This window comes from Oceanispirochaeta sp., assembly GCF_027859075.1.
Lineage (GTDB): Bacteria > Spirochaetota > Spirochaetia > DSM-2461 > DSM-2461 > Oceanispirochaeta.
On record NZ_JAQIBL010000074.1, the window covers coordinates 1 to 16,393 of the forward strand.

At 49.7% G+C, this 16,393-nt stretch carries 16 protein-coding genes; 5 read left to right on the plus strand and 11 right to left on the minus strand.

Going from position 1 to position 16,393, the window contains the following annotated elements; genetic code table 11:
* The 6 genes from PF479_RS03855 to PF479_RS03880 form a co-directional block, all read right to left on the minus strand.
* Positions 1–972: VWA domain-containing protein (locus PF479_RS03855; protein WP_298002375.1), on the minus strand; the 972-nt coding region annotated here is incomplete at its 3' end.
* A complete protein-coding gene (locus PF479_RS03860; RefSeq protein ID WP_298002376.1) occupies positions 969–1,970 on the minus strand; it encodes a VWA domain-containing protein in 1,002 nt (333 codons plus the stop codon). The genes PF479_RS03860 and PF479_RS03855, both read right to left, overlap by 4 nt.
* Positions 1,957–2,835 (minus strand): hypothetical protein, encoded by an 879-nt coding sequence (locus PF479_RS03865; protein WP_298002378.1) that lies wholly within the window; start codon positions 2,833–2,835, stop codon positions 1,957–1,959. Before PF479_RS03865 ends, PF479_RS03860 begins: the two co-directional genes overlap by 14 nt.
* Positions 2,832–3,698 carry a DUF58 domain-containing protein gene (locus PF479_RS03870; protein WP_298002379.1) on the minus strand — a complete coding sequence of 289 codons (867 nt, stop codon included), beginning with the start codon at positions 3,696–3,698 and terminating at the stop codon, positions 2,832–2,834. The genes PF479_RS03865 and PF479_RS03870 overlap by 4 nt, the downstream gene beginning before the upstream one ends.
* A 1-nt stretch (position 3,699) precedes the next feature.
* Positions 3,700–4,680 (minus strand): MoxR family ATPase, encoded by a 981-nt coding sequence (locus tag PF479_RS03875; RefSeq protein WP_298002380.1) that lies wholly within the window; start codon positions 4,678–4,680, stop codon positions 3,700–3,702.
* A gap of 35 nt (positions 4,681–4,715) precedes the next feature.
* Positions 4,716–5,999: a bifunctional ornithine acetyltransferase/N-acetylglutamate synthase gene (locus PF479_RS03880; RefSeq protein WP_298002382.1), complete on the minus strand. Its 1,284-nt coding sequence runs from the start codon at positions 5,997–5,999 to the stop codon at positions 4,716–4,718.
* Positions 6,000–6,139: 140 nt separating this feature from the next.
* On the opposite strand from PF479_RS03880, the gene PF479_RS03885 reads away from it, so the two are divergent.
* Together PF479_RS03885 and rmuC are read left to right on the plus strand one after the other, a co-directional pair.
* Positions 6,140–7,636 (plus strand): cobyric acid synthase, encoded by a 1,497-nt coding sequence (locus PF479_RS03885; protein WP_298002384.1) that lies wholly within the window; start codon positions 6,140–6,142, stop codon positions 7,634–7,636.
* A 10-nt stretch (positions 7,637–7,646) separates the two neighbouring features.
* Positions 7,647–8,477, plus strand: coding sequence for a DNA recombination protein RmuC (gene rmuC / locus PF479_RS03890; protein ID WP_298002386.1), 831 nt, complete (start codon positions 7,647–7,649; stop codon positions 8,475–8,477).
* Here rmuC and PF479_RS03895 read toward each other — a convergent pair.
* The 3 genes from PF479_RS03895 to PF479_RS03905 all read right to left on the minus strand — a co-directional run bounded on the left by PF479_RS03895 (position 8,474) and on the right by PF479_RS03905 (position 11,546).
* A complete protein-coding gene (locus tag PF479_RS03895) occupies positions 8,474–9,694 on the minus strand; it encodes an aminopeptidase (protein WP_298002388.1) in 1,221 nt (406 codons plus the stop codon). The genes rmuC and PF479_RS03895 overlap by 4 nt on opposite strands.
* 90 nt (positions 9,695–9,784) lie before the next feature.
* Positions 9,785–10,819, minus strand: coding sequence for an endonuclease/exonuclease/phosphatase family protein (locus tag PF479_RS03900; RefSeq protein ID WP_298002390.1), 1,035 nt, complete (start codon positions 10,817–10,819; stop codon positions 9,785–9,787).
* Positions 10,820–10,937: 118 nt separating this feature from the next.
* Positions 10,938–11,546, minus strand: coding sequence for an ATP-dependent Clp protease proteolytic subunit (locus PF479_RS03905; RefSeq protein WP_298002392.1), 609 nt, complete (start codon positions 11,544–11,546; stop codon positions 10,938–10,940).
* 106 nt (positions 11,547–11,652) lie between these two features.
* On the opposite strand from PF479_RS03905, the gene era reads away from it, so the two are divergent.
* The gene (gene era, locus PF479_RS03910) at positions 11,653–12,525 is read left to right on the plus strand and encodes a GTPase Era (protein WP_298002393.1); all 873 of its coding nucleotides are present in this window, start codon (positions 11,653–11,655) and stop codon (positions 12,523–12,525) included.
* 86 nt (positions 12,526–12,611) lie between these two features.
* Here the strand turns inward: era and lysS are convergent, their stop codons facing one another.
* Both lysS and PF479_RS03920 read right to left on the minus strand, forming a co-directional pair.
* The gene (gene lysS / locus PF479_RS03915) at positions 12,612–14,201 is read right to left on the minus strand and encodes a lysine--tRNA ligase (RefSeq protein ID WP_298002395.1); all 1,590 of its coding nucleotides are present in this window, start codon (positions 14,199–14,201) and stop codon (positions 12,612–12,614) included.
* Between the two features lie 138 nt (positions 14,202–14,339).
* Entirely contained in the window at positions 14,340–14,849 is a 510-nt protein-coding gene (locus PF479_RS03920) for a hypothetical protein (RefSeq protein ID WP_298002397.1), read from the minus strand.
* A gap of 149 nt (positions 14,850–14,998) precedes the next feature.
* On the opposite strand from PF479_RS03920, the gene PF479_RS03925 reads away from it, so the two are divergent.
* Together PF479_RS03925 and PF479_RS03930 are read left to right on the plus strand one after the other, a co-directional pair.
* Positions 14,999–15,583: a septal ring lytic transglycosylase RlpA family protein gene (locus PF479_RS03925; protein WP_298002399.1), complete on the plus strand. Its 585-nt coding sequence runs from the start codon at positions 14,999–15,001 to the stop codon at positions 15,581–15,583.
* Positions 15,584–15,612: 29 nt separating this feature from the next.
* Entirely contained in the window at positions 15,613–16,224 is a 612-nt protein-coding gene (locus PF479_RS03930) for a C39 family peptidase (protein WP_298002400.1), read from the plus strand.
* Positions 16,225–16,393: the final 169 nt, after the last annotated feature.

Here is a 16,393-nt window from a genome sequence, read left to right on the forward strand (position 1 = left end):
CCTCAGCTGGCTGCCTGAAAGATTCAGAATCAAAAAGAAAAGAGCAATGATCAAAAAAAACCGGAAATTCAGCTGATTCTGAAAACGGATACCCTCGGCTCCTGAATTCTCATTCAGGGAAGAGAGATCCTGAATGATATTTCCCGGTGTCTTCACATCAGAAAGATCATAGTAACGGCCCGAAGCAGTATCGGCCATTTCCTGAAGAAGGTTCTGGTTCAGGCGGGACACCACGGCCTGGCCGGAGGAATCACTGATGATCTCTCCCGATGCATCGTAGAGCAGGCTCCCCTGTACTGTTCCGGCTCCCGCCACAAAAAGAGCTATGTCATTCAGAGTACACTCACGAGCCATTGCAACAGGATTGCCTTCCAGGGACTCTCCATCAGTGATGAGAAGAATGACCTTCCTTGCCGGTGACCCCTGGGGGAAGGCTTCCATGGCCTTTCTAAGGCCTTTGGCTATGTCCGAACCGGGGACTGTATACAGAGAAGGGCTTAAACTGCTGACCGCAGAAGACATAATGATTTTATCCTCAGTCAACGGCACCATTGTGTAACCATCACCCTTAAAAATGACAATACCATTTTTTCCTCCAGAGAGGTTGCCCGTCACCGAACTGATCAGCTCCCCGGCTCTGGTGAGTCTGTCAGGATGAAGATCCTGAGCCAGCATACTGCGGGATATATCCAGGGCAAAAACAATATCCAGACCAAGAGATTCATCCTTGACCGGCTCCTGATTCCAGGAGAGACCAGCCCTGGCCAGAAGTGAAAATGAGAAAAAAAGGAGCATGGTCAACCAGTAAAATATGGTTTTAACAAAATAGACGTGAAAGATTCTTTCTTGACGCCACTCTCCCCCCAGACGTATAAGGAGATTCCGGCCAATTCTGAAATTGATGAATGCCGGCAACAGGAGAAGGAGCAGAGGGAGAAAGAGCCAGAAGACCTTAGGAAAGAGTACGGTCACAGAACCTCCCGGATAATGACTTTCCTGAAAAGGAGGTCTATAAGAATCAACGCCAGACCGATCATGATGAACCAGCGGTACAGGGGGACTGTCCTGACCTGTATCCGCACTCGTTCTTCGATGGTCTCCAGTGAATCAATGGATCTGAATACCGACTCCAGTGTTCCAGGAGTGGAGGCCTTAAAAAAACTGCCTCCCCCGGTTTCCGCCAGGTTCTGCAGAAGGGATTCGTCAAAGCGGCTGTTCAGATTGCCAGACATAAGCAAGCCGCTGACAGGATCAATATATTCAAAAGGAACATCTCCCTCTCCACCGATCCCGATGGTATAGAGCCTGATACCCATCCGGGCTGCCATGGAAGCCGCAGCGGCAGGCTGAATCTCTCCAGCATTGTTATCTCCGTCTGTAATCAAAACGATGACCCTCTGTTCTGCCCGGCTTTCAGACAGATGAAGCACGGCGACGGCCAGGCCCATGCCGATAGCTGTCCCTTCCCCCAGCTCCATGATTCTGGACTCATCCAGGCGGGAGAGGAAGCTGACATAATCTGTTGTAGGAGGAACCTTGAGCACTGCTTCATCTCCGAAGCCGACAAGGCCCACCGCATCATTTTTTCGGGCGGAGACAAAGAGTTTAATCATGTTGATCGCCGAATCCAGACGGGTTTCCGGCGGAAAGTCCCGGGCAGACATACTGGGAGACTGGTCCAGGACAATGATGATATCGGCCCCCCTGTTGAGATAGATCTTTTCATGAATACTCAGAGCTGGTCCTCCCAGAGCCAATCCCATAAAAACGATCCCTGTCCAAAACAGCAGGGCTGATAAAAACAGGAGGAATTTCAAACCTCTCTGCCTGATCTGAACCATCCCTTTCCTCCAGATCGCGGTAGAGACCCGGAGGGATCTTCCCGAAGAGGGAGCAAAATGACGGATGTATACAAATACAGGGATTAGTATAAAAAGGAACAGATATGCGGGAGACTCAAAGGTCAGCATGCTTTTTCCTCCAGTCTTCCAGGGCTTCCGAAACATCCTCTACCTCACCCAGCAGTTGCTCCCGATCACTGTAAAGGAGTTTATCCCCGGCAAATTTGACCCGATCCACTCTATGAAAGAAGTTAATCAGAGACAATGCAAGGGTTTCGTGAATGCGGGAGTGATTCAGAAGGTATTCTATTTCGGATGTGGTTGAACTCGTCAGATCCTGATGAAACCGGGTGGACAGGTACTTTTTCAATCCTCCGGTGAAGGACAGATAGAATTCCTTTTCGGGCATGCTGACCATGGTCCTGCGGATACTTCGGATCAATCTCTGAAACCGGCGGTACGGGAGATTCAGTTGATAGGTTCGAATTATATTCACTGTTCTGGTACGGATAACCTTATAAAGAAACAAGAGGAGTATAGGCAGGGAAAAAAGCAGAGAGACCAGCAAGGCCCCCACAGCCCGGGTACCGGGAATCAGCAGAGGAGAACGGATCTCTGACAGCTCTCTTGAAATCCCGGAATCAAGTATGGAAGATGTAAAGATTTTCAAATCCACCAGACTCAGATCTCCAATATCCAGAGGAGGCAGGGCTCTCGTTCCCGGATAATAGGGAATGAGGCGGAGGACCACATAGGAATCCTCCCCCCGGGGCTCAATGTCAATGGAAAGAAAACGGACCCAGCCAGGATCCGGAAAAGTCTCCGGACTGCTCAGATCCACTGGCTGATCCGTCTTGAGGACGAAAGACATCTCAACCGTATCACCCACATAATAGTCGGGAGGTAAAAAGCTGAGGTTGTGGATCTGATAATTCTGTGCCATCAGTACCCCTGATGTCAGGCAGAACAGCAGCAGGAGAGGGATTCTCTTCATTTCCTTTTTTTTCTCCGTTCAAAAAAATACAGAAGCTTCACTGCCGGATCATCTTCAGTAGAAATTTCGAGAGTATCCACTCCGGCGGACTGACAGGTTCTGAGCCAGAGGTAGCGTTCATGCTCCCAGAAATCCCGGTACTGCTGACGCATGGACCTACTTCCCAGGGCATTGAGGGTCTGTCCTGATTCAGGATCTTCCAGACGAACAAGTCCTGCTGCCGGAAAATCCCTGTCCAGGGGATCTGTCAACCGTATGGCGATAACATCATGCTTTCGTGCCAAAAGGGTTAATTCGGTTCTGTAATGACTGGTCCTGAAATCAGAGAGGATCAGACAGATGCCCCGTCGTTTCATCGTTTTGGACGCAGTCTTACAAGCCAGAGCCAGATTGGAACCCTTCCGGCCCTCCTTGACAGACAGGATATGGGTAATCTGTTTGAGGACATGCTTTTTACCCTTCCGGGGCTGTATCTGTTCTTCTATTCTGTCAGAAAAAAGCAGGCTTCCCACCTTATCATTGTTGGCAACCGCGGCCAGGGCAACAATGGCAAAAAGATGTCCTGCCATATCCCGTTTATTCACCTTACCGGAACTAAAAAAAAGGGAACTCGACGTGTCCACCAGAACCTGCAGAACCACTTCCCGTTCTTCCCGAAATGTTTTGGTATAGGGTTCTCCCATCCGGGAGGTTACATTCCAGTCAATAAACCGGGTATCATCCCCGTCGCTATACTCCCGGACTTCGTCAAACTCCAGCCCCGGCCCCTTAAAAACGGAGTGGTAATTTCCCGCAAATATGGTATCCACCAGTTTTCTTGAGGTAAAATGAAGCTGTCTGACTTTTCGGGAGATCTCTTCCATTTCAGGGAACCGTTACAATGGAAAGGATATCCCTGATCACATCGTCACTGCTCAATTCTTCCGATTCGGCTTCATAAGACAGCACAATTCGATGCCGCAGAACATTGTATGCCACCGCCTTGACATCTTCAGGGAGGACAAATTCACGATTTTCAAAGAGTGCCTGAACGCGGGCACACTTAAAAAGGGCGATAGACGCCCTGGGGGAGGCACCGAACTCGATAAACCGGGTGAAGGGGAGCTGATTCCGTCCCTTCACCCGTGAGGCATTGACGATGGAGACAATGTACTTCCGGATACTCTCATCTACTCTGATGGAGGAAACCAGTTCCTTCAGGTCCAGAATAGAGTATTTAGAAAAGACTCTTCTCAGGGTCTGTTCTTCCCGCCTATCCAGCTGATTCAGAATAGCCAGCTCTTCCTGCGGGTTGGGATAATCCACCTTCAGTTTCATGATAAATCTGTCCAGCTGAGCTTCGGGAAGCTGATATGTCCCTTCATGTTCGATTGGATTCTGAGTGGCCATGACAAAAAAGGGCTCAGCCAGGGGGTAAGTCGTATCTCCGATGGTCACCTGGGCCTCAGCCATGGCTTCCAGCAGGGCCGCCTGAACCTTGGCAGGAGCTCGGTTGATTTCGTCTGCCAGGATAATATTGGAAAAAACGGGGCCTTTCCGGGGGATAAACTCTCCCGTCTGAGGACGGTAGATCATGGTTCCTGTCAGGTCTGCCGGCAGGAGGTCCGGGGTAAACTGGATTCGTTTGAAATCCGCACTGAGAACATCCGCTACTGCCTTGACCATCTGGGTTTTGGCCAGCCCGGGGACACCTTCCACCAGGATATGCCCTCCCGTGATGATCCCCATAAGAAGGCCGTTCACCATATCTGCCTGACCAATGATTCTCTTGCCTATTTCATTCCGTGCCAGATCCAGAAGGGAAGCGGCATCTTTCATCATAGTTAGATTTTTACTTTCGTTCATCCTCGTTTCCTTACCTTTCCTTGTTCTTTCATCTATCAGGTTCTGTAATCTGCATTTTCCCGTACATATTCATAGGAGAGATCAGAACCCAGAACAGTTGCACCCTCATTTCCAAGACCCAGGCTGATCCGGATTTCTACAACCCTGTTATGCACGGGATATCCAGGACAGGGGATCGGCAGAGAGCGGTCTTTCAGGTAGTCACTCAGGGTCAGCTCTTTGACTGAATCCAGCTCAAAACGGCCCTTATTATAGATAACCTCGTCTCCCATGGAAATCCTGACATGTTCTTCATTCAGAGAAATATTATGGTTCCCTGCATAGTCTCCAACGGCCTGGACAAAGCGTCCCACATTGGGATCATTCCCAAAGACCGCGGTCTTACTCAGGGGTGAGTTGACCAGAGCCTTGGCAAAACCTTTCGCCTGCTCAGTACTCGCGGCTTCATCCACTTTGACTCTGATAACATGCCCACAGCCCTCACCGTTACGAACAATATCCTGGGACAGGTCTTTGCAGAGAACCAGAAGGGCCTGTTTCAATTCCTCAATCCCGACTTCTTCTTTCCGGTTGGAAGAAAAAAAGAACACCGAATCACTGGTACTCTGGTCGCTGTCAATGGAGATTCTATTGAAACTCAATTCGACTACTTCCGGGAGGACCCGCCTCATCATTTCCCGGGGCAGGGATACATCGGTGATCAGAAAAGAGAGCATCGTAGCCATATTGGGTTCAACCATCCCCGCTCCCTTGGCTATTCCGCTTAGACGGCCGGAACCCAAAGGAACAGAACGGACCTTGGGGAAGGCATCGGTCGTCATGATGGACTGGGCGGCACTCAGGAAGGACTTCCCCTGTAAGGCTCCCGCCAGAGCAGGACAGGCCGAAGTCATTTCGCCTACTGGCAGAGACCAGCCTATCACCCCGGTTGAGGAGGGAAATAAGGGCGCCTGGAGAGAACCCGACATTTCCTTCTGGAAGGAATCCAGGACCCGGCGGGCATCTTCCTCTCCAGAGGGAGTACAGACATTGGAAATCTTATTATTAATGAGAACACCCTGCATAAGGGGTTCCTCCAAAAGCTGCCGCCCGATGCGAACAGGGGCACCGGGAAACGCATTTTTCGTAAAAACAGCCGCAAATGACGGAGTAGGGTCATCCAGGACAAGGGCCGTCATCTTCATGGAAGCAACTGGTCCGTCCTGCCTTTCTTTAGGTGTAAACTCAAAGGAATGGACCGCTGTTTTAAAGCCTTCAGGCAGTGGGCTTAAAAGCTCCAGATGGTCCAGATATTCCCCGGTTGAATGAAATTGGTTCATAGAGTCCTATAATAACGAGGATCTGGGGAAAGGTCTATCATCCTGAAAGGCTAAACCTGCCTGTTCGAAGGCTCCCGGGAGGCTCCCTATTTATGTTGCAATCCCCGTTGATTTAGGCTTCAATGAACAGGGAGGATTTCATGGCAAAAACACTTATGATTCAGGGCACCTGCTCGGATGCAGGAAAAAGCATCCTGGTGGCGGCTTTCTGCAGAATCTATACACGCAGAGGATATCGGGTCAGCCCCTTCAAATCACAGAACATGTCCCTGAACTCCTTTGTCACACCCGAAGGGTATGAAATCGGCCGGGCCCAGGCGGTTCAGGCTCAGGCGGCAAAAAGAGCTCCACATGTCGATATGAATCCGGTTCTACTCAAGCCTGAAGGGGATTCCCGGTCTCAGATTGTCCTGATGGGAAAGCCCTGGAAATCCCAGGATGCCTCTGATTACTTTATGACAAAAAAAGCTCTCTGGGTGGAAGTAAGCTCTGCCCTGGACCGTCTGATGGACGACAATGATCTGGTCATCATCGAAGGAGCCGGAAGTCCTGCCGAAATAAACCTGAATGAACATGAAATTGTGAATATGGCTGTGGCCCGCTTTCTGGATGCCCCGGTTCTCCTCACGGGCGACATTGACCGCGGAGGGGTCTTTGCATCTCTCTACGGCACCCTCGTTCTGGTGGATGAAGACCGGCACAGAATCAAGGGCTTCCTGATCAACAAATTCAGAGGGGATGTTTCACTTCTGACCCCGGGGCTGAAGATGCTGGAAGACCGCTGCGGTGGCGTTCCCACTCTGGGGGTCATCCCCTTTATACCCGACATATATCTGGCTCAGGAAGATTCGGTGTTCATTGATAAAAACCGCCAGTTCGGAGACCGGGACGGACTTCCCCTGGTCGTGATCAAGCTGCCCCACATGTCCAATTATGATGATTTTGACCCGTTTTTGAATGAGAAAGGCCTCTCAATCCATTTTATCAGCCAACCGTCAGAACTTCCGGAGACAACTGCAGCCCTGCTCCTGCCGGGCACAAAGACAACCATTCAGGATCTTCAGTGGCTGAAGGAGACAGGACTCTTTGCAAGAATCCGCCAGCTGGCCGAGGAGGGGACTCCTGTGGTGGGGATCTGCGGAGGCTACCAGATGATGGGTTCAATGATCCAGGACCCCGAAGCAGTTGAGACCGGAGGCGGGAGCATGGAGGCCCTGGGTCTTCTGAATGCAAAGACGATCTTTTCAAAAGAGAAAACCACCCTCCAGACCCGGGGACGTCTCATTTTAAATAAAGGTTTCTTCAGGAATATTCACAACCAGAGCTGTTCGGGCTATGAAATCCATATGGGAGAGACCCGGAATCTGAGCGAAGGAAATGCCTTATACAGGCGTGAAGATGGAAGTTTCGATGGCAGCGTATCTGAGGACGGCCTCTGCTGGGGTTCTTACATGCATGGGATCTTCGACAATCAGACCCTCCGCAGAGCCTTTCTCATGTCACTGGGATGGCATCCCGGAGAAGAGGGCAAAAGCGAAGAGACCCTCAGGGAACAGGAGTTTGAACGCATCGCCGATGTGGTGGAACAAGCCGTAGACATGGATGCCCTGGACCGGCTGATCGGCTTGAAAGTGTGAAGGAGTGGAAATGGAGACGATTATAATCGGGGGGCTCACCCTCCTCTCAGGGATTCTTTTTTTTCTGCTTCTTTTAAAAAAGAGATCCCCCGGGGACAACGGAATGCTCCAGATGGGGAAAAGACTGGAACAACTCGATCGGCTGGCCCGGCAGGTGGAAGAGATGAACACAATCTTCCACTCTCCCCGCCTGAGAGGCGGACTGGGAGAAACACTCCTGGAAGAGCTGATCCGAAACAGGCTCCCCAGGGAGAGCTATTCTTTCCAGCATAGCTTTTCCGGAGGTCAGCGGGCCGATGCGGTGATCCGCATGGGCAGCTATAAGGTGGCGGTGGATGCCAAATTCCCTCTGGAACAGTTGAGCGGATTCTGGGAATCCTCCGATCCGGAACTGCCGAAGTCGGTGAGAAAAGTGTTTCTGAGCCACGCCGCCTCTATCGCGTCAAAGTACATTCTACCCCGGGAAGGGACCATGCCTTTTGCCTTGATGTACATACCCTCTGAAAATGTCTATTACAGAGTTTTCATTGCCGGATCGGCATCCCTGCAGGAAGAGCTGCTGAGCCTGGGAGTTCTCCCCGTAGGCCCCTCCTCTCTTTTTGTCTATCTGCAGACTGTAGCCTACGGCTTCAGGGGATTCAGTTTCTCCTCCCGCAGCCGGGAGATGATGCACCTGATCTCCCAGATCCGCAAAGACTACGATGTCTTCAGCAGACAGTACCTGATCGCAGGAACCCATCTGAAGAACTTTCACAAGGCCTGGGAAGACAGCGGAGCCAGACTCTCCGAACTGGATAGAAATATCCGCCGCCTGGATGAGTCTGACCCTGACGAATCTTAAGACAGGGTAAAAGAACCTTTTTTAATGAGGGGGAAGGCTTTTCCATCCTTGTCATATCCTGTGACATTCAACCTGGGAGAACCGATCATAAAGTCCGTATGAACCAGGGAGTTGTTGCAGCCGAAACCCTTGAGAGCCCCTTCTCCCGATGTCCCCGGTGGCATTTCAAGGCAGAAAGGATACCCTGCACCCAGGGCGATATGACAGGAAGCATTCTCATCATAGAGTATGGAACCGAAGATCAGTCCGCTGACGGCAATGGGGGATGACTCATCCACAAGAGCGACCTCTCCCAGGGAGCGGGCGCCCTCATCCATGTTCAGAAACTGCTCCAGTACATCCTTGCCTTTATCAGCACCGAAATCGACGACCCTTCCCTTTTCAAAGCGGAACCAGGCTCCCTCTACGGGAGATTCCAGAACCTTGAGAGACTTGGTTGTCCGTACCGTACCGTCACAGCGCTTGAAATCCGGAGTGGTAAACACCTCTTCCGTGGGAAGATTATTAAAGATCATCCTTCCGTCGGGCAACGCACCGGGACCACCGTGCCAGCGGCCGATGGAATTCAATCCGATGGTCAAGTCTGTCCCTTCAGCCTCAAAATGAAGGTGGTCCAGCTTCTTTTCATTCAGGATCTTACAGCGAGTCCAGAGATCCCGGCCATGCTCTTCCCAGGCCTCGGAAGGATCTTCACGGTCCAGCCTGAGGAGTGGTTTGAGGACCTCCCAGAGCTCCTCGGTCCTGGCTTTGTCGCCCAGTACTTTTATAGCCCATTCCGGCCCGGGAGAACAGATAACGCACCAGGGATGCTCCCCGTTCATCATAGAGCTGCTCACAAATTTCAGGGCCTTTCGGCTTGCTTTGGTTTGATGACTCAGTTTTCCTGAATCCACATCAGAAAGAATATCCTGCTCCTCAGTACTGTCAATCCGAATACGCGCCCAGTCTTCCGACAACATCTGATGGGCCCTTCCAATCTGATAATTGGGAATGTATGTGAGGGCATCCCCGTCCTGTGCCTCCAGACGGGCCTTGGTGATGTAATTATCCTGCACCGATATTTCCACAAACCCCGCTCCCATTGCATAGGCTTCTCTGGCCAGAGACCGGGCCATGTCATAGTTTCCAACATTGCAGTTTATTAGAAGATTCTGTCCTTTTTTCAGATTCAATCCCTTTTGAAGGACGATCTGGGCATATTTTTCATAATTTATCATGATCTGTTTCTCCGCGATTTCATCAATTGAACCATTATCAGCGGAATTCCGGGCATATGCCAAGGGAAAGAAAGACAAAAGTGCACTATTTTACCTGGTATCCGGGTTTCCCAGAAAGAGAATCAATGGAAAGTGATCAGAATAGCCGTCACTCCGCCAGCTTTCCCAGCCCGCGGGATGACCCTGATCATCGCACATCAAGGGGACTGCCATGCAGCGGCTGCTCAGATACTCCAAACCTGATTGATCCACCAGACCCCGGTCCAGAAAAAAATGATCGAGTTTCATCCAGCGGTTTTGAAAGAAATAGCTCCCCTCACTCTCCATCCCCTTCCAGGGAGAAAAGAGAACCGTTTTATCCGTTGTCAGAAAGGTATCTTCAGGATTCAGGCTGATATAAAGACTGTTCTGCCAGGAGACGTTCTGCATCTCTTCCACTGGAATTTGTGCCGTCTGCACACCCCCGGGTCTGAAGTCCTCCCAGGAACCGTTCAGATCACCTGCCACAACAAGGTTAACATCTCCCTGGTTTTGCAATTCCCTGATCCTTCCGGAAAGAACCGAGGCCGCTCTGATTCGGGCCTCTTCTGTACCAGCCTGCCCCCCAGCCCGGGATTTCCAGTGATTATTAAATAAAATCAGCCTTTCTTTTCCCAGGATGAAATGAATCTCCACTACGGGGCGCAACGGTCGCTTGCCATAGGAACCCGGAAAATGAAGGTGCACTTCCTGAGGGGTATATCGAGAAAGGATACCGCAGCAGATGGCAGATTCCCGGTCATCCCAGGCATCGATAAAACTGTAATAGCCATCAAGATACTCCTTGTTTAGAAGATCCAGGATTTGCCGGCTCTCCACTTCCTGCATGAGGATAATATCCGGAAGTTCAGAATCCACAGAAAGAAGAATTTCCTTTAGATTCTCCAGCTTGATCCTCATCTTAGCCTCATCCCAGTCAGACTCATGGGGGTCGTACTCTTCATACTCCTGTCCTGAAGATTGATCATCAAAGAGATTCTGAACATTCCAGGTCATGATGGATAGTGAAGCAATCTCAGGTTCTTCCGGCATGAGGCAGGAGAAAATCAGAGAGACCGTCAGAATAAGCAGAATATTCCCTTTCATGAAAACTCCTTATCTTTTTAGATACTCAGATAATAGAGTTACGGATTGAACTGACCGGGAAATTCAAAAAACCGACCCTCCCGGGCCGGTTTTTAAAATGATAGTACCTTAAGGATTTTTAGGATTTATCGAGTTGGTCCAGTTCGGCTCTTTTGCAGATGATCTTAGATACCAGTTTATATTCCAGACCGTCTTCGGCACTCATCCAGCAGTCTCGGTCGGTATCTTCACCTATCTTCTTCTCATCCATGCCGGTCTCGGCTGCAATGAGTTTATTGATTTTGACCCTGAGTTTTTCCAGTTCATTGGCATGGATTTCAATTTCTGTAGCCACACCCCTGATACCGCTTAAGGGCTGATGAATCAGATAATGAGAATTAGGCAGGCCAATTCTTTTATCAACAGGAGCGGCCAGGAGGATAAGAGACCCCGCACTGGCGACTAGACCCATCCCGATGGTATAGACATCAGGTTTGATAAAACGAATCATATCATAGATGGCAAATCCGGCATCCGCGTCTCCCCCGGGGGAGTCAATAAATACCTTGATGGAATCATCACTGTCCGCTTCCAGCAGCAAGAGCTGTCTGATCACCTTTTCTGCCAGTTCCTTATTTATCTCCCCAGAGAGCAGGATGGTTCTGGTTTTGAGCATTTTCTGGGAAAGGGCTTCCTGTTCACCTTCGGATTTCTGGCCCTTACCCTCTTCCTCCAGACGTCTGATCATTGTATAGTCTCCTTAATAGCTGTGCATCCACGGGATTTTTCCCGGTCTTCAACAAAATATATTCAAAAAGTCAGGAAAAGGCAATTTCTCCTGGAAGGAAAGAGACATGAAATCAGCATTTGTTGCCATAATCGGCCGTCCCTCTGCTGGAAAATCCACTCTCCTCAACGCCCTTTGCAGGGAAAAGATATCCATAACCGCCGATGTTCCTCAGACAACCCGTAATAAAATCCGGGGTATTGTCACAGAAGAAACAGGACAATTGGTCTTCATCGATACCCCCGGGTATCACCATTCGGATAAAAAATTCAATCAGTATCTGAAGGATGTGGTTTACTCCTCTCTGAATGAGGCTGATATGGTGATGTATGTGGTCGACTCCACCCGTCCCCCGGGAAGCGAAGAACAGGATCTCATCTCCCTGCTGAACCAGCAGACAGAGAAACCTGTTCTGCTGGTTCTCAATAAGGTTGATAAGAAGGGCAATTATAAGGCCGAGATCAGGGGGCTTATGACGACAAATGTCCATCCTGATGCCCTGATGGAAACCTCCGCTCTCAGTGGTCTTGGTATTGATGCGCTGAGGGACCGCCTGATTGAACTGGCCCCCGAGGGAGAGCAGATGTATCCGGCAGAATTCTACACCGACCAGAAACCGGAATTCCGCATCGCCGAAATCATCAGAGAAAAAGCAATTTCCCAGACCAGTCAGGAAATCCCCCATGCTTTGTATGTGGAAATTGCCGATACGGAGATGAAAGAAAACGAACTATGGGTCCGTGCCTTTCTGACTGTAGAGACCGAATCTCAGGTGGGAATCGTCGTTGGAAAAGATGGTAAAAGAATCAAATGGATCCGCATTGCCTCCCTAAAGGAATTCAGAAAAATCTTTTCCTATAAGGTCCGCCTTGACCTGAGAGTCAAGGTGAATCCCCGATGGCGCCGGAAGGATTATCTCCTCAAGGGTATGCTCAAATAAAATTCAGGACAAAGAAACTTTCTAAGAGTATCCATATTCTACCCCTACCTCCATTCTAAAGGACAGAAGGTAGGAGAGCAAAAAAATTAATAAAGCTTCAGAAGAGACAACACCTTTTCTTTCCCCAGAATATAAAGAAAGCTGATCAGACGTGGCCCTTTTTCCTTGGAAATAAGAGCCTGATAGACTGCCGTAAAGAAATCGGCCGACTCCAGATCCAAATCTTTCATCATGTCATAGACATTGGTACCAAACTCTTTTTCATCCATGGATTCAAGGTTCTTCTCTACCAGGAGAGCCAGCCTTCTTACAGCTGTCAGATTCTTTTCATCCAGCTCGATGGTCCCGTCATCAGGAGTCCTCAAGGAGTAACGAAAATCCTCGGGAGCAAACTCCTTCACCCAGCCCCAGGCACAGGCACAGCGTTGACGGAATCGCTCTTCCTGAGAAGCCTTCAGGTCTTTCAGGGAGTTTATCACCGCATCAATATCTCCAGAGTGCACCTGCAACAGGTTACAGAGATGACGGATCTGCATCTGATAGGGCATTTCAACAGGGACCTCCCCTACCTGGGACAATTCGTAGATCCGGGCCTGTTTTTCCCAATTTTTCAGAGCCTTGGGAGTCTCGGGTTTACTGAAATATGTTCGTTCACACTTGTCATAGTCTTCATAGATTTTAAGGACATCCAGATCAAAGCTGATGGCAAATTCGGTATTGGGTCTCGTTCCGGCAAAAAGATAACGAATGATTTCAGGTTGGTAGATTTCCAGAACATCCGGCAGTGAAATGACTTCTCCACTGGATGAGGAGATTTTCCCTCCCCGTCCCTTGATCCGGATAAAATCGTATTGAAATGTTACAGGCGGCTCATGATCATAGACTTCTTTTCCTGTTTTCCTGGCGGTATCAAAGGAACCGCCTTCGGAGTGGTGATCTTTTCCCGCGGGTTCAAAATCCACATCTTCCTGTTTCCATCTCATGGGCCAGTCAATCCGCCAGGGGAGTTTAACAGCGCCTGTTTTTCTGAGATCCACAGTCTCGCTGTGGCCGCATTCACACTCAAAGGAAACACCGTAGTCACCATCCCAACCAGTCACTTTCGTCGTATCCCTGTCACAGGAGGTACAGAAAACGGAGACCGGCATCCAGTCGGCCGGAAGATCACTTGTCCGGCTTTCATTGAGCTGACGGCGAATTACATCCTGATGAACCAGAGCATTTTTAATGCCTTCTGCATACTCAGAGTTCCGGTAGCGTTTGGCCTGATAGATATATTCGGGGAAGACACCGACTGTGGGAAGAAGGGCTTCCAGGGATTTCTCATTAGCAGCGGCATAGCTTTCTTCATTTCCCAGGACATCAGGAACAAGGGTAATGGGTTTTCGAAGATAGCTTTTCAGCTTTTCCTGCTCGGGCATGTTCTGGGGAACCTTACGGAAAACATCATAATCATCCCAGGAGTATATAAAGCGGACGTTCTCACCCTTATCCCGGAGAGCACGGACGACCAGCTCAACAGAGATAATTTCCCTGAAGTTTCCAATATGAACGGTTCCGGAAGGGGTAATCCCGGATGCACAGGTGTAGTGATCCTTCATTCCTCTTTCCCGGATAATTTTATCGGCGGTAATATCCGCCCAGTGTGTAGACTTTACTTTGGTATTATCACTCATGGGCAGGAATTATACACAAGGCCAGGCCTCCATGGCAACACAGGATGCCCCCCCTTTAGGGCAGGACATCCTGTTTTTTGAGAATAAACCATGATTTTATCCCCCGGTAGCCCTGGTGGTTCCCCGGGAATATCAATCTTACCAGCACCCTCGGTTAAAGTTTCCGGGGCGACCGCCCCTGCCGGACCGGCCGGTCCTTCCCATACGGTCCATGTCCAGGGTCAAAGTTTTCCCGTTGATTTCGGCGCTGAGAACATGCAGGAATACGGATTCTGTTTCATTTCCCCATCTGTCTGAAGGTATATCGTATCCCGTGACTTTGATGCTTTCACCACCCTTCAGATCGACATCATCCATGGCAAAGGGAGGAATCATTAAAAAAACCTTTCCTTCAGCCGTCTTAAGGTAGGGAATGGTTCCTTCTTCAAGAACCAGGGTTCCCTGGGCACTTATTTCTTCAGGAGTAATGGGATTTCCATCCTCATCGGACCAGAACATTCCACCCCGTCCATCAAATCCCCGGTCATTCCATCCGCCGCCCATGGGACCTCTTCCATAATACTCGTAGTCATCATCTTTATTACCAGAAGCAAATACCGCTGCAGAACTGAACAGAACCAGGGCCACCACAATCATTTTCTTTTTCATACAAAACCTCCATTGGTTTGATAGTTAAACTTGATATTTGAAATATAAAGGGAGACTATGAACCAAATATGAACGGGTTGTAGTAAGAGTCTGAACAGAATGCATGGGAATTGTTGAAGCAAAACCCCTCCTGTGCCGATAGATGTTACATGAAGAAAATGATCATTCTCTCCCTCATATATCTATTCGCAACGGCTGTCTGTTTGACAGCCTATGAAGAGGAGGGCATCGCCTCCTGGTACGGAGGGAAATTTCACGGCCGTCTGACAGCGAATGGCGAAACCTTCAACACCCACGAATTGACGGCAGCTCATAAACAGCTTCCCTTCAATACCGTGGTGAGAGTTACCAATTTATCCAATGGCAAAACCGTTAAGGTTCGCATCAACGACCGAGGTCCCTTTGTGGATGGCCGTACCATTGATCTCTCCTATGCAGCGGCTGTAGAGCTGGACATGATCAGCACCGGGACGGCCCCCATACTCCTGCAGGTTGAAAACATGGAGACCCTTGAAATTCGTTTTACCATCCAGGTGGGAGCCTATAGAAACCTGGAAAACGCCACTGCCATGAAACGGAAGCTCGAAGCCAATGGTTTTTCACCCCAGGCCAGGCTCAACAACAAGGGAGTCACCCAGATTATCCTGGCAGATATTCCTGAAGAAGAAACCATGGTTTTTGCCCGGAAACTGGAACAGCTGGGGATCAATAATATTCTAATAAAACAGAACTGATGCGTTTTCTCCCCCAAAGATATTTCTTTATGTTCTCCCTGCTCATCCTCGGACCGGTCCTCAATGGATCAGGGCAGGAAGAACTTCCCCTAGATGTCCCCTGGTTTGGCCAGGAGGAAAGCTGGGCCGATCAGGGACTGGGAGACAGCCCTACGATCACGATCAGGACTCACGGATGCGCCCTGACCTCCTCTGCCATGGTCCTCAATTACCTTGGAGTAAAAACAAATCCTGAAGAACTCAACAGATGGCTCCTCGAAAATGAGGGTTTTGAAGAAGGCTGGGATGATGAAGACGGAACATATCTGGGCCGAGTGAGGCTGATCTGGAATAGTCCGGTTCAGGGTTTTCCGGAAATAAAGGAATTCAACCGTTATGACTTTCACTCAGAACCAGCAGACCTTGCATTGATCCGCTCCTATCTGGATAGAGGTATCCCTGTGATTGCCGAAGTATTAAGGCCCCAGGGTATCCCCCATTTTGTTGTACTCATTGCCTATAGTGAGGATGATTTCCTAATCCGGGACCCCTTGGAAAGTGATACGAAGTATCTGAGCGAGGACTATAATATTTCGGACAAATACGGCAGTGGAGCCGCACGGAATATTTTTGGAATACGAGTGTATATACCCGTTGATTAATCTTCCTCGCCGCATGGATTCTCAGAAACTACAGCCGCCAGTACGGGAGGACTTAAAAGTACCGGCCCCAGAGTTCTGATACCGATCAGGCACAGGGGAGCCGTAAACAGGATAGCCAGAACAGCCAGTGCCAGGATCAATTCTCCCTCGGCCAGGCCTGCTGCCAGAG

What these genes read in the sequence shown, in the direction of transcription:
- PF479_RS03860 (WP_298002376.1), bottom strand. Translation starts at nt 1,970, where the DNA reads ATGCTGACCTTTGAGTCTCCCGCATATCTGTTCCTTTTTATACTAATC.
- PF479_RS03865 (WP_298002378.1), bottom strand. Translation starts at nt 2,835, where the DNA reads ATGAAGAGAATCCCTCTCCTGCTGCTGTTCTGCCTGACATCAGGGGTA.
- PF479_RS03870 (WP_298002379.1), bottom strand. Translation starts at nt 3,698, where the DNA reads ATGGAAGAGATCTCCCGAAAAGTCAGACAGCTTCATTTTACCTCAAGA.
- PF479_RS03875 (WP_298002380.1), bottom strand. Translation starts at nt 4,680, where the DNA reads ATGAACGAAAGTAAAAATCTAACTATGATGAAAGATGCCGCTTCCCTT.
- PF479_RS03880 (WP_298002382.1), bottom strand. Translation starts at nt 5,999, where the DNA reads ATGAACCAATTTCATTCAACCGGGGAATATCTGGACCATCTGGAGCTT.
- PF479_RS03885 (WP_298002384.1), top strand. Translation starts at nt 6,140, where the DNA reads ATGGCAAAAACACTTATGATTCAGGGCACCTGCTCGGATGCAGGAAAA.
- rmuC (WP_298002386.1), top strand. Translation starts at nt 7,647, where the DNA reads ATGGAGACGATTATAATCGGGGGGCTCACCCTCCTCTCAGGGATTCTT.
- PF479_RS03895 (WP_298002388.1), bottom strand. Translation starts at nt 9,694, where the DNA reads ATGATAAATTATGAAAAATATGCCCAGATCGTCCTTCAAAAGGGATTG.
- PF479_RS03900 (WP_298002390.1), bottom strand. Translation starts at nt 10,819, where the DNA reads ATGAAAGGGAATATTCTGCTTATTCTGACGGTCTCTCTGATTTTCTCC.
- PF479_RS03905 (WP_298002392.1), bottom strand. Translation starts at nt 11,546, where the DNA reads ATGATCAGACGTCTGGAGGAAGAGGGTAAGGGCCAGAAATCCGAAGGT.
- era (WP_298002393.1), top strand. Translation starts at nt 11,653, where the DNA reads ATGAAATCAGCATTTGTTGCCATAATCGGCCGTCCCTCTGCTGGAAAA.
- lysS (WP_298002395.1), bottom strand. Translation starts at nt 14,201, where the DNA reads ATGAGTGATAATACCAAAGTAAAGTCTACACACTGGGCGGATATTACC.
- PF479_RS03920 (WP_298002397.1), bottom strand. Translation starts at nt 14,849, where the DNA reads ATGAAAAAGAAAATGATTGTGGTGGCCCTGGTTCTGTTCAGTTCTGCA.
- PF479_RS03925 (WP_298002399.1), top strand. Translation starts at nt 14,999, where the DNA reads ATGAAGAAAATGATCATTCTCTCCCTCATATATCTATTCGCAACGGCT.
- PF479_RS03930 (WP_298002400.1), top strand. Translation starts at nt 15,613, where the DNA reads ATGTTCTCCCTGCTCATCCTCGGACCGGTCCTCAATGGATCAGGGCAG.